This window comes from Alkaliphilus metalliredigens QYMF, from assembly GCF_000016985.1.
GTDB classification, from domain to species: Bacteria; Bacillota; Clostridia; order Peptostreptococcales; family Natronincolaceae; genus Alkaliphilus_A; species Alkaliphilus_A metalliredigens.
In genome coordinates, this window is sequence record NC_009633.1 from 1498258 (window position 1) to 1512322 (window position 14065).

General features: G+C 35.0%; 9 protein-coding genes and 1 riboswitch. Of the genes, 8 read left to right on the forward strand and 1 reads right to left on the reverse strand.

What is annotated here, in order from left to right; translation table 11 throughout:
• Nucleotides 1-29: 29 nt before the first annotated feature.
• The 8 genes from AMET_RS07110 to AMET_RS07145 all read left to right on the forward strand — a co-directional run bounded on the left by AMET_RS07110 (nt 30) and on the right by AMET_RS07145 (nt 12489).
• Complete coding sequence (locus AMET_RS07110; RefSeq protein ID WP_012062682.1) at nt 30-749, forward strand: lysophospholipid acyltransferase family protein; 720 nt, start codon at nt 30-32, stop codon at nt 747-749.
• 577 nt (nt 750-1326) lie between these two features.
• The gene (locus AMET_RS07115) at nt 1327-1767 is read left to right on the forward strand and encodes a hypothetical protein (RefSeq protein ID WP_012062683.1); all 441 of its coding nucleotides are present in this window, start codon (nt 1327-1329) and stop codon (nt 1765-1767) included.
• Between the two features lie 110 nt (nt 1768-1877).
• Nucleotides 1878-2726 carry a M15 family metallopeptidase gene (locus AMET_RS07120; protein ID WP_012062684.1) on the forward strand — a complete coding sequence of 283 codons (849 nt, stop codon included), beginning with the start codon at nt 1878-1880 and terminating at the stop codon, nt 2724-2726.
• Between the two features lie 128 nt (nt 2727-2854).
• On the forward strand, nt 2855-4621 hold the full coding sequence (locus AMET_RS07125) for a PAS domain-containing protein (protein WP_012062685.1): 1767 nt from the start codon (nt 2855-2857) through the stop codon (nt 4619-4621).
• A gap of 242 nt (nt 4622-4863) precedes the next feature.
• A complete protein-coding gene (gene hcp, locus AMET_RS07130; protein WP_408626401.1) occupies nt 4864-6528 on the forward strand; it encodes a hydroxylamine reductase in 1665 nt (554 codons plus the stop codon).
• Between the two features lie 247 nt (nt 6529-6775).
• Entirely contained in the window at nt 6776-7225 is a 450-nt protein-coding gene (locus tag AMET_RS07135; protein ID WP_012062687.1) for a universal stress protein, read from the forward strand.
• 227 nt (nt 7226-7452) lie between these two features.
• The gene (locus AMET_RS07140) at nt 7453-10230 is read left to right on the forward strand and encodes a sensor domain-containing protein (protein WP_012062688.1); all 2778 of its coding nucleotides are present in this window, start codon (nt 7453-7455) and stop codon (nt 10228-10230) included.
• 109 nt (nt 10231-10339) lie between these two features.
• Nucleotides 10340-10425: riboswitch (cyclic di-GMP riboswitch) on the forward strand.
• A gap of 75 nt (nt 10426-10500) precedes the next feature.
• Nucleotides 10501-12489, forward strand: coding sequence for a methyl-accepting chemotaxis protein (locus AMET_RS07145; RefSeq protein WP_012062689.1), 1989 nt, complete (start codon nt 10501-10503; stop codon nt 12487-12489).
• A 73-nt stretch (nt 12490-12562) separates the two neighbouring features.
• On the opposite strand, the gene AMET_RS07150 is transcribed toward AMET_RS07145, so the two are convergent.
• Nucleotides 12563-13582 (reverse strand): pirin family protein, encoded by a 1020-nt coding sequence (locus AMET_RS07150; RefSeq protein ID WP_012062690.1) that lies wholly within the window; start codon nt 13580-13582, stop codon nt 12563-12565.
• Nucleotides 13583-14065: the final 483 nt, after the last annotated feature.

The window sequence follows — 14065 nt, forward strand, 5'->3', positions numbered from 1 at the left end:
AGAAACATTCAGGAGGACGGAGTAACCAAATGATATCCACTACAACGGCAAAAATTATAAATATTTTACCGGATAAATTTGTCACATACATTTCTAAAAAAGTTGTTGATAAATATCTAAAAAAATATGCCAATATAAATATAGAGGGAAATGAAAACTTAAAGGAAGTAAAAACACCAACTATTTTTATATGTAATCATTTAAGCAATTCTGATGGATTAGTTTTAGACAAGGCTTTAAAAGAGATTGATCCAACTTTTATAGCAGGTGTAAAGCTGTCAAATAATGCTTTTACAAGTATAGGGGTTAATGTAATAAAGACTACAAATATAAAACCTAATACTGCTGATAAAGAGGGTCTTAAGAAAATTATTAAGATTGTTAAGCAAGGGGAAAGCTTATTGATTTTCCCAGAAGGGACTAGAAGTAAAGTTGGTAGCTTGATAGAAGCAAAAAAAGGAATTTTTCTTATAGCAAGAATGACGGGGGCCCCTATTGTACCTATTGGATTATATGGGACAGAAAAACTGTTACCTATAAATAAAGAAGGAGATATGAGTGCTGAAACTTTTAATTATGCAGATGTTTATATCAACATTGGAAAACAATTTGATTTTCCCAAGAGAGCAAAAGAGCAAGATAAAAAGGAATATGAAGATTTTGCCACAAAATATATAATGAAGAAAATAGCAGAATTATTACCTGAGAATTATAGAGGTGTATATAACCTGGATTCCCGATTTGTGTAACGATGATTCTCCAGAGTACTGAAAAAACTAGATTTTACCTCGTTACAAAATGAAAAGTATAATAAGGTAGCTGAAATTAGGAAAATGGTACAGCCATTGGTATTACAGATGTTTTCAATGAGGCCTTGTTATACATTCGGCAAAATCGCGGGAATGCAGGATATAAATAGGTTAAAAATAGTCTAACTGATCAGGTTTTTAACATCATTAGGAATCGGGGTACCTAAATTAATATCAAAGGAGCAACAATTATTTAATAATTAACTTAGTAATATTTGGATTATTAAAAAAGTTGTTAGGGTAGGTCGTTGGAGTTGAATAGGCAACTATACATAACATTGCATCTTAGCAAGGTATTCCTTTTTTGGATAGCCAAGGAAGTATTCCTAATAGGTCAAGCTCACCACGTCCCACCATCTAAGCCCGTCAGGACAGTCGGCACATTAGCCCTTGCCAGGGCATGAGCGCCTCCTTCTAAGGTGCTGGGACGCCGCAGATGAGAGACCGTTATCTGACATCATAAGAATTAGCCTGTTCATATTTACGTGATATATTTAAAAATCAGGAGGTTATAAGAATGAAAAAAATATGTAGTTTATTAATGATTGTAGTTGTGATAGTTATACTTTCAGGTTGTGAAAGAAAAAATGTAACTGAAAAAGAGTATTACGGAGAATGGATGGCAAGTGATACGACGTATTATATGCCGATTTCTGCAATGAGCGATGACGAATATAAAAGCAAATATTTTGGTGAAATTGCATGGTTTTCAGAACATGAAGCAAGCTTTGTTGGAGAATCTATAGAAAATCCTATATATAGGGAAGAAGTTATAAATAATGAAGATTTTTTTGAAAGCTACAGACTAGAACTAACAGATTTAGGGATTGAAGAAAGTAATGTAAAAATAATTGGGATTGAAAATTGGACTAACCCAGGATCAACTCTAATTATGAAGGATAAGGATACTTTAATAACACTATGGGATGGTGTGTTTTTTGAGTTAAAACGTAAATAGCATGCTAATCATAATGTCATCCAAGATAGAGAACAAGACAATAGCTTGGAAACGGATGAAGAAGCTGCTGAAGATGTTAAATGTCGAATTGTACTAGAGGAGAGAATGAAATGAAGTTAATCCTAAAAGTTGGTAAGACTTTAATCGTAGTGACCCTTTTAATTTTATTAATTAAGTTTTCTATAGATACAATCCTTTTGGAAAATGAGCCTTTAATTTCACAAGTACATGATAGCGAAATGACGGATAATGAAAGTACAGGGTTAAAAGATGAAAATATAGAATTAGAAAATAGAAAAGAAGAAGATAAAAATGAAGATGCAAATATAGATACTAATTATATTGACAACGAGTTGAATCATATCAGTAGTACGATTAACTTTACCCCAATTTTCACAAATGAGGACCTACCCCAAGAGATCATTAGTAAAATCAAAGGTGTATCTTGGCGAAAAGAAGCCCCTGTAGGATTAGAAGATCTGTCCTATTTAAGGGTTACTTACTGGGATTTTCATGAACAAGAACAAACAGGAGAGCTCATCATTCATAGAAAGCTTGCAGAAGAGGTAATTGAGATATTTGAAGAATTGTATGAGGCTAGGTTTCCCATTGCTAAAATGAGGTTAATTGATGAATATGATGCAGATGATGACCTATCTATGGAAGACAACAATACATATGCTTTTTCTTTTAGAGTAATTGAAGGAACCCAGCGGATATCAAAACATGGATACGGTTTAGCCATTGATATAAACCCGATTCAGAATCCATATATTAAAGGCGACACAATTGTACCATTACAAGGGGGGGATTACGTTAATAGACTGGATGTTAGAAAAGGTATGATAACAAAAGGGGATGCATGTTATCATGCCTTTATGAGCAGAGGGTGGACATGGGGTGGTGAGTGGAATTCACTCAAGGATTATCATCATTTTCAGAAAGAGATAGATTTATAATGGAGGGTATATTATAAAAAAATCATGCAAAAATAATAAGATGTAACAATTGTCACAGAATATATAATTGATAAGTGTTATCATTATAAATATAGAAAATAATTAAGAAAAGAAGGGATGATTACGTTATGAAAAAAGATATCAAATACATTACCATAGATGGTCGCGGTGAGCATGAAACCTTTAGAGATTGTATCACAAAAGCAATCCAAGACTTGAAACCAAATGAAGGGATACATATCATTAAGGATTTTGAACCTTTTCCCATGTACAAGATGATGGAATATAAGGGTTTTGAAAGATACGTAGAAAAAGTAAGCGATGAAGAATTTCATGTCTATTTCTCCCCAAAGACTGAACTTGAAAAAATCAAAATGGGAGAGCATCTAGAATTTGACGAGAAGAAGATTGAAAAGATAATGATGATTAAACGGAGTTACCTAAATGGAGAGATTTCTCTAGAAGAGGCTAAAATAAAGATGCAGGCATCATTTGATCAGGTGACTGCACAGGAATTTGCCATTTGTGAACAGTATCTTCAAAAATACGGCATATCAGATGATGTACTTGCAGAGCGAATGGAGGAAATAATAGAAATTTTTGATGGGGTTCTTGTAACCACCAAATTGAATTTACCGTCGGGGCATCCTATTCGAACCTACTTAGATGAGGTGGATGCCATTCGTAGGATTCTTGGTGAAATGAGGGAAATGAGTAAGAAAAAATTCATCAAAAATCAATGGGCACAATACTATGATCAGTTAGGTGAGATCAATATCCATTTTGCCAGAAAACAAAACCAATTATTCACCGCACTGGAAAAGAAAGGCTTCGATAAGCCTTCTAAAGTAATGTGGACACTAGATAATAATATCAGAGATATGATTAAAAAAGCCAAAGAGTATTTAGAAACTGATCAGGATAATGCGTTTTTAGAGATTCAGGATGAAGTGATTGAAATGGTAGAAGACATGATGGTAAAAGAAGAAGAAATCCTCTTTCCAACTACCATGGATCTTTTGACCGATGAGGATTTTATCGAGATGAGAAAGGGAGACGATGAAATAGGCTATTGTTTAATCGACTCCCCACTACCCTATGGAAAAAAAGAGAATAAAGACACGGACACTTCTTCCAATAATGAGCTACTGAAGGATCTAGCAAATGTGCTCCAAAAACATGGTATGCTGACAAAGGCATCCAATGATGAAGTACTTGATGTTAGCCAAGGGAAGCTGACCCTAGAACAGATTAATCTCCTATTTAAACATTTGCAGGTAGATCTATCCTTTGTAGATGAAAATGAAATTGTGAAGTTTTACAGCGATACAAAGCATAGGGTATTCCCCAGAAGTGCTGGCGTGATCGGAAGAGAAGTACAAAACTGTCATCCAAGGGAAAGTGTCCACACCGTGGAAGAGATCATCAGAGCATTTAGGGCAGGAGAACATGATGAAGCGGAATTTTGGTTGGAAATGGGTGGGAAGTTTATCTACATCATTTACAATGCAGTAAGAGATGAAGACGGAAACTTTAAAGGCGTATTGGAAATGATGCAGGACGTCACAAAAATCAGAAGTCTAACTGGAAGTCAGAGACTACTATCCTGGGGTGATAAAGAAGAAGAACCTAAAAGTAAAGTGACTGAGCATACTGGAATAGAAAATGAGTATGGAATTACAAAAGAAACAATTATCGGGGACTTAGTTAAGGAATACCCATTTATCAAAGAATTCCTATTTAATCTATCTCCTAAGTTTAGTAAATTACAGAATCCAATTGTATTTAAAACCATGTCATCCATAGCCACAGTGGAAATGATCAGTGAAAAAGGCGGATTTGAAGTTCAAGATTTGATCGATAGGATCGTAAAAGAGATTCAAAGTAGAAAGTAAAGGAATAAACAAGTTAGACACTAGATTAATTTTGAATACAAAGCCTAAGCCCTGAGAACGCGCTTAGGCTTTTCTCTATTTAAGCACTTGAAATTTTAAAAAAAGAGAAGTTGAAAATTCAGTGGATATGAGTCGATGGGATCGCATCAGAGTAATCTAAGTCAAATTTGATTAATAGGATTGTACAGTGGGTAAAGAGGATAATGTAGGTGGAAAAAATATCTAATATGATAAAAGGAGAGATGAACTTGGAAAATTTAATGTTTTGTTATCAATGCGAACAGACCATGGGCGGAAAAGCCTGTACTAAGAATGGTGTCTGTGGAAAAACACCGGAAATAGCAAATTTACAAGATTTACTGATATATCAATTGAAAGGGATCGCCTGTTATGCAAAGCCTTTGATGGAAATGGAACAATCATTAGATGAGGAAATCATAAAATTTGTAGAAGATTCACTTTTTACAACCCTAACAAATGTGAATTTTGACCTTGAGACCCATATGAAGCTATTAAAGGAGTCACAAAAAATAAAGGAAACATTAAGAGAACAAGCACCTAAAGGACAGTATCCTGATGCTGCTACATATAATCTTAGTATTACTAAGGAAGAGATGTTAAAGGATGCTGTCGTCGCAGGTATTATGTATGACAAAGACCTTGATGAAAATATCCGTTCCTTGAGATCGACAATACTATTTGGTTTAAAAGGGGTAAGTGCCTATGGTCATCAAGCAAGGTTTATTAACTATCAAAGTGATAAAGTAAATGAATTTTACTTTTTAGGACTAGAAGCCACCACAAATGATCAGTTAACTGTAGAAGACTTGATCGGATTCACAATGAAAACAGGAGAGATGAGTGTAGAAGCAATGAGGGTATTGGATGAAGCCAACACCACAACCTATACAAATCCAGCTCCTCAAAAAGTAAATGTGAATACCAAAAAAGGGCCTTTTATCATTATATCTGGCCATGATCTAAGGGATTTAGAAATGCTGCTTCAACAGACAGAGGGAAAAGGTGTGAACATTTATACCCATGGAGAAATGATCCCAGCCCATGGATATCCATCTTTGAACAAATATAAGCATTTAGTAGGAAACTTTGGCTCTGCTTGGCAAAATCAACAGAAGGAGTTTGATGGTGTACCAGGATGTATACTCATGACCACCAACTGTTTGATGAGACCAAGGGCAAGCTACAAGGATAGATTATTCACCACTAATGTTGTGGGCTTTGATGGCGTTAAGAAAATTGACGTAAAAGAAGATGGAACCAAGGACTTTAGTGAAATTATCAACAAAGCATTAGAACTAGGCGGTTTTGAAGAAGACCAAGAAGTAAAAGAAATTTTAGTGGGTTTTGGACATCATGCAACATTATCCCATGCAGGAACCATTGTCAATGCAGTCAAAGAAGGAGCAATCAAACATTTCTTCTTGATAGGTGGCTGTGATGGTGCAAAACCAGGAAGAAACTATTATACAGAATTTGCAGAAAAAGTGCCTAAGGATTGTGTGATTCTGACATTAGCCTGTGGTAAGTATCGATTTAATAAGCTGGATTTTGGAACGGTAGCAGGCTTACCGAGACTATTAGATGTTGGTCAATGTAATGATGCCTATTCAGCAGTTCAAATTGCCGCAGCCCTAGCTGATGCCTTTGAAACAGACATAAATTCACTACCACTTACCATTGTGCTTTCATGGTATGAACAAAAGGCAGTTGCGGATTTACTGGCATTATTATCTCTAGGAATAAAAGGAATGTACTTAGGACCAAGCCTACCAGCCTTTATATCTCCTAATGTGCTACAATATTTAGTAGACAACTTTGATATTAAACCAATAAGCAATGTAGATGAAGATTTAAGCAATGCACTTGGAGATGTAGAATACGCATAATTAATTCTTTGGACAAATGAAAACGCTTTCAATATCCACAATATGAATTATTAATGAAGAAAAGATGAACCTCCCTTATTTGTAGGGGGTTCATTTTTATGCTAAAGAAATCATGTTTACTTATTATTAGGTGAGGGTAAATTATAAATAGGATTAGTCGTGATTTGCAGTACAAAGAATGTGTCCTAACTACAAGCATAGCGTTGGACGGTTGAATAAATAATAAAAAAAGAAGGGAGCAATCGATATGAAAATTTTAGTTTGTACTGATGGGTCGCAAGAAAGTGTAAAAGCTGTAGAAGAGGCATCTAAAATCGCTGATGGTTGTCAAGTTGATGAGGTCTCTATCATTCACGTTTATGATAAGAATTTCGCTGGACCCTATTGGAGTGAATTTCAGAATGTTACCCAGGAGGATTTAGATAGATTCAATAAGGAAGTTGAGCAGTCCAAAGAAAAAGCCAAAAATACTTTGTTGGAAGCTGAAAAAATCTTCCAAGCAAAGAACATAAAGGTGAATACCATTCTAAAGAAAGGGAATCCTGCTGAAACCATCGTTGAGGTCGCTACAGAGGAAGGATTTGATATGGTTGTCCTAGGCAGAAGAGGGTTGAGTGGCTTGAAAAAAGTATTCCTAGGTAGTGTAAGTAATGCTGTATTACAGGAAATTGATACTACGGTGCTTATCGTGAAATAGTGAGTCCAAATGCAGATGAAGATTTAGAGAATCCACTTAAGCAAGTGAATAAGCATAAAATTATTATGATAAGCTGCACATCGATATAATTGTTGTGTGGCTATTTTTATGTAATAAAAAAAAACTAAGAAAATATAACCAAAAATGACATGAAATGACTTTATAGGTTTTGTATACTATATGAAGGGTATAAAATTAAAATAGAATAAAATTTTGGAGGGTGTCCTATGAACAAAAGTATTATAAATTATGGTTTTAATACCGATGATTTATTTGGCTTACTTCCCTTTTCTTTATTGATAATTAAAGATGGTATAATTGTTGATTGTAACAAAGTCGCATTAGAGATTTTTGAATATGATTGTAAAGAAGCAATCATTGGACTAAAACCCTATGAACTCTCTCCTGAAAAACAATTAGATGGAAGCGTATCAAAAATTGTAGAAGAGGAGATTGTTGGATCTATTCTGAAATCTAAAAAACAACACTCCTTTCAATGGACTCATAAAAGAAAAAATGGAGCCCTTTTTTTGGCTGACATTAGGATTTTTAATAAGAATGGACTTTTGTATGCATTGATAGTTGACATTAGTGAAATAGAGGAGTTAAAAAGGAAGCTGATCGGGAAAGATCAAATCTATCGTTTACTGTTTGAAAATCACAATGGTACCCTACTCTTAATAGATCCTGACACTGGAAAAATACTAGAAGTCAATCAATCTGCTATCAAATATTATGGTTATACAAAAGAAGAACTTTTAAGGATGCGGATTCAAGACATCAATGTGTCAAATAAGAAAGAGACTACAGTAGAAATAGAAGATGATAAAGGAGAAGAACGTAATCGCTTCCAATTTACACACCGTTTGGTGAATGATGAAGAACGAGAAGTAGAGGTATACAGTTTTCCTATTGAAACAGAATATGGTAATGTATTATTTACTACTATCTATGATCGTGCAGACAATATAAAGCAGAAACTGATGTTTGATACATTGTTTCTTGATTTTCCCTATGGGGTTGTTGTTTTAGATGAAAATAAAAAAGTTCGGAATGTAAATAGTCAGTATGCTACTCTTTTTCAGTATAGGACAGAGGAGATAAAAGGAGAAACAATCAGTGGATTTATTTCCCCCAGTCAAATGGACAATCAGGTAGAGGCCAATATAGAGAGGGTCTATAAGGGACAAGTTATTAGATGTGAAGGCAAGAGAAGAAGAAAAGATGGAAAATTAATTGATGTTGAGATTTTCTGTTATCCGATTATTAATCATCAGGTGATCATAGGTGCCTATCTCATTTATATCGATATCTCTAAGAACAAGGATTATGAGAAGGAATTGAGGTTATTTGGAAAAATATTAGAAAACAATACTGAGGGTGTTATCATCACAAATGAACAGGGCATCATAGAGTGGGTCAATTGTGCTTTTAGTGAAATAACAGGGTATTCATTTGCAGAAATAAAGGGACACAATTATAATGTTTTTCATTCAGGTATTCACAGTGATATTTTTTATGAAGATATGTGGAAGCAAATAAAAGACAAAGGTAGCTGGAGTGGAGAAATATGGAGTAAAAACAAACAGGGTCATATTTTTCCTGGGTGGCTGACCATTAACAGTATTAGCAATGATGAAAATCACACAACACATTATGTCAGTATTTTCAAAGATCTTTCGGATAAGAAGAGAATTGATAATCGAATGAGTGAATTACAGGAAAAGGACACATTAACTGGATTATATAATCGTAACTATTTTTTGCAAAAAACAGATGAATATGTTGAAAAATACAAAGATAGCGGTGGGAAATTCTCCGTGGTATATATAGACGTAAAAGGATTTAAAGAAATTAATGATTCCCTTGGACATTTTTTGGGAGATCGGTTACTTATTGAAATTTCAAAAAGGCTGTTACATCTAATGGACGAAAGCTACATATTGTCTAGGTTTTGTGGTGATGAGTTTGTGATTCTTTGTAAGCCATCAATTTTAGAAAAAGAAGTCATCCAATTTTCAAAAAACATATTTAAAGATATTAAAAGGTCCTTTAACATAAAGAATACTCTACTACATGTGAGTGTTAACATGGGAATCAGTAGGTTTCCAGAGGATGGAACAGATGCAGAGACATTAATTCGTTGTGCGGATATTGCTATGTACAAGGCAAAGGAAAAGCTATTAGATGAGCCATGTCTTTATGAACATGAAATGGCACAAAAAATTGAAGAAAAATTCCTTTTAGCCAATCATCTAGTGGAGGCAATTGTAAATAATGAATTAACCATACATTTTCAGCCAATATTTGAGATCGATAATCAAAGTGTGGTGGTGGGAGCAGAGGCCTTATTACGATGGGAAAATCCTGTTTTAGGAATGGTGTCACCCATGAAATTCATTCCAATTGCAGAACAAACAGGTCAAATTATTCTCGTAGGGAAATGGGTTTTAGAACAGGTCTGCAGGCAAATTAAACAATGGAAAGAAAAGGGTTTACGTATTGTGCCTATATCAGTTAATATCTCAGCAAGACAGCTTGAACAAGCAGGATTTACTCAAATGCTAATTGACATAATGAAAAAGCATAACATAGAATCTAGCTTGATAGAATTAGAAATAACAGAGAGCATTTCTTTAGGGGAATTTCCTGTCATTATTAAAAATCTAAAACAAATAACACAATACGGAGTCAAGATATCTATGGATGATTTTGGGACTGGATACTCTTCACTAGGCCAGTTAGGTCTTCTTCAACTAGATAAATTAAAGATAGATAAGATTTTTATCGATGAGATTACGAAGGGGCATAAAAAGCGAAATTTAGTGGAAGCAATTATTGCTATGGCCAACAGCTTAGATTTAGTAGTAGTGGCAGAGGGAATCGAAACGGTTGAGCAACTATTATATTTGCAAGAAATGGGCTGTCAATTAGGACAAGGTTATTTATTTAGTAAACCTGTAGATTCAAGCTCATTTGAGCGCTTTTTATCGGCAAATAGTTAAAAACTGTCAAGAGATTATTTTGACAGTTTTTTCAGTTTTTGGAATGTATATGTAGATTTTATTTGATAAATATGGTAATATGTATAAAAATGCATGGAAGTGAAACAATTAAATAAAAGGGCAAACTTATCGAAAGATAAGGGCGCAAAGCCAAGGGTCTTCATCAATTGATTGATATGACAGCCGGTTGCAGAGTATAATTGAAGCCTTTATTATCAGAACATTCTGTTGATAGGGGTTCGTTTTTTTAAAAGAACTGGGGGGATACACATGAAGAGTATTAAAACAAAACTAGTTATCTTTTTCTCTATTTTGCTATTGGTTTCATCTCTAGCTATTGGAATTTTTTCGATTAGATATGCCAGCGATTCTATTGAAACCGAAGCAGAACAAGCTCTTGCATTAGCAGCTTACAATGGCGCTAGCTTAACGGAAAGTAGAATCGAGACGCAGATGAGAACATTAGAAGTACTGGTAGAGATACCAGATTTCCAAAGTATGGATTGGGAAGTACAACATCCTATGCTGCAAAGACAATTAAGCAGAACCAGTTTTTTAGCATTGGCAATTGTTTATCCTGATGGAAATGCTTACTATAATGATGGAACCGTAGAAGTGTTAGGGGAACATGAGTATATTAAAAAAGCCTTTAATGGAGAATCCAATGTATCAGACATAATTGTGAACAATGTAACTAAAGAAATTGTTATGATGTATGCTACGCCAATAGAAAATGCTGGCCAAGTGGTTGGTGTAATGATAGGAATAAGAAATGGGAATGCCTTAAGCGGCATTACAAATTCAATGGAATATGGTGAAAATGGATATGCTTATATGATTAACAGCAATGGAACCACGGTGGCCCATCCAGATCTAGAAAGGGTATTAAATGAGTATAACCCAATAGAAGAAGTAGATCAGGACCAAACAATAGAACCAGAAGCAAACTTATTTGAACAAATAATTGATGAAAAGCAAGGGTTAAGTCACTATACTTTTAATGGAGAGGAACTCTATGCAGCCTATTCGCCAATAGCGGGGACAGATTGGATAATGGTAATGACAGCTAATGAAAATGAGGTGTTGCAGACAATACCAGCAATGATAAGAAATATTATGATTATGATAGCCATTATTTTACTTATTAGTATTACGACTACATATTTGTTAGGGAACTCAATCGCAAAGCCAATTATAAAAATTAAAGAAAAAGCTGAGAGATTAGCAAAATTAGATATTACTGAAAATGTAGATGAAAAATTATTAAATAGTAAAGACGAAATAGGGATTTTATCCACTGCGCTTCAAAATGTTATCAATAATCTAAGAAGTATTATGAAAGCCATTGATGAATCTGCAAACCAAGTGGCAGCCTCTTCAGAGGAATTGACAGCCACGTCACAACAATCAGCAAACGCTGCGGAGGAAGTCGCAAAAACCATAGAAGAAATTGCTAGGGGCGCCGCAGATCAAGCAATGAATACAGAAGAAGGCTCCTCAAAGGCATCTTTACTTGGAGAAACTATTGAAGCAGACCAAGTATATTTGAAAAATTTAAACACCGCATCCCAGAAAGTCAGTGAAGCGGTCTCTGAAGGACTCAAAGAAATTGAAAATTTGGCTAAGATTTCTGAGACAAGTAATCGAGAGACAAAGAAGGTTCATGAAGGGATTATTAAGACCAACGAAAGTGCCCATGAAATCGGAGAAGCCAGCAATGTGATTGCCTCCATAGCAGATCAAACCAATCTATTGGCATTAAATGCAGCAATTGAAGCAGCAAGAGCAGGAGATGCAGGTCGAGGATTTGCAGTTGTGGCAGAGGAAATTAGAAAGCTAGCAGAGCAATCCACTGCCTCTACACAAACCATTGATGTTGTGGTTCAAGAGTTACAAAATAATTCAAAGGCTGCTGTTGATATTATGGAAAATGTTGCAAGCATATTGAAGGAACAAGGGGAAAGTGTTAGGTTAAGCAAAGATAAATATATAAGCATTTCAGAAGCAATGAAAGAGGCAGAAAAGGCCGTAGCAGAGTTGAATGTTTCTGGTGAAGAGATGGAAAAGATGAAAGATCAAATTCTTGATACATTACAAAATCTTTCTGCCATTGCGGAAGAAAATTCTGCATCCACTGAAGAGGTTTCAGCCTCGATGGAAGAACAGAGCGCTTCGATAGAAGAAATTTCAAGTGCAAGTGAAGGTTTATCTGATCTAGCACAAAATCTACAATCTATTATTATGAAATTCAAAGTATAAAACGCAATTAATCAACACATTAAAGCCGCGCTGTCTTGAAAGACTGCGCGGCTTTTGATTGTTTCTAAAGACTCTACTTTGGGATTTCTATCCGATGTTCATCATATCGTGCAAACCTACCTACATCTTTAGGACTCACAGGGTCTCTTTGATCCCAAGGCCATCCACCAAATCCAGTGGCATGGTAATCCTTATAGGCCTGATCAATTTCCTCTTTTGTATTCATGACAAAGGGACCATAATTAACAACTGGCTCATTGATGGGTTCACCCTCTAATAAGAGTAAATAACTCTTGTGGTTACCATTAGTTACTTTGATCTCTTCATCTCCAACTAACTTGATAATGCTATGCTCTTTGATAGGCACATCATCAAGGGTAATAGAGTCTCCTTGATAAAAGTATAAGTTTCTATTTAAAGTAGAAGAGATGTTAGGTAGTGTAAAACTTGATCCTGGTTCCATTTGAATCGTCCAAATACCAACATGATTGTCTCTGTTATTGGCCCATGAATCAGGATTGGGATCTAAACTTTTTATCCCCTTATAGGACCCTGCAATTAGATTGATTGTAGCCGTATTTCCGGCTTCATCCTTTTCTTCTATTACTTTCATATCTTCAGCCCATAGCATTTTATAACTTGGTTTCACAAACTTATCCTTACTGGGGAGGTTCAACCAAATTTGAAATAACTCCATGGTATTTTCTTGATCATCATGGATCAGAGGAAACATTTCAGCATGTTGCATGCCACTTCCTGCCGTCATCCATTGGACATCCCCGGCGCCATAGCGACCAGAAGCACCATCTGAATCCGAGTGATCCACATAGCCCTGGAGGACTACGGTCACTGTCTCAAAGCCTCTGTGGGGGTGGGAAGGGAATCCAGGAACGCCTTTGCCATAATACATCTTAAAGTCGCTACTAAAGTCAAAGTCTTCTCCAGAGTGTTTGCCCACTAGCTGTGCCTCGGGTACCTCCATATGACCATTGCTCTTCGGATAATAATCAACATGATGCATTCTTGCTAAAAAAGGATCACCTACATCATCACGAAATTCAAAAGGTTTAATATCAATAATTTTTTTACTCAACTCATCACCCCAATTTTTTAATAATCAGATCATAGAGCAGCATGACTGATTTAAGTAATTAAATAATGTATCTACATAGATTATACCTCATCATGAATTATTTAAACTTATTTTGCAAAGCTAGTTCCATTGAAAAGTTGTTGGAAAGGGGTTAACTAGGGTCATGTGGGATATTATGAATAATATAGTGTAATATTTTTAAAATTTGTGATATAATTTATTTGATAATAGAGAAAGTGGTGAAAATGAGTATGAAAGCACTAGTTAACTGTACATTAGACAAATTATCCCATACTACAACGATAGCAGGATTCAATATTTTAGACCAAGGGATAAGTCTGTCTAAATTTAATAGTACGTTAACTATGGAAAGTAAGCATTTTACCGCTAACTAAATTACATTGATAAAATCAATTATTAGCCTAGGTAAAGATTACTTACCTGGGCTTTTTTGCATATAAATATATAAAATAAGGAAAATGA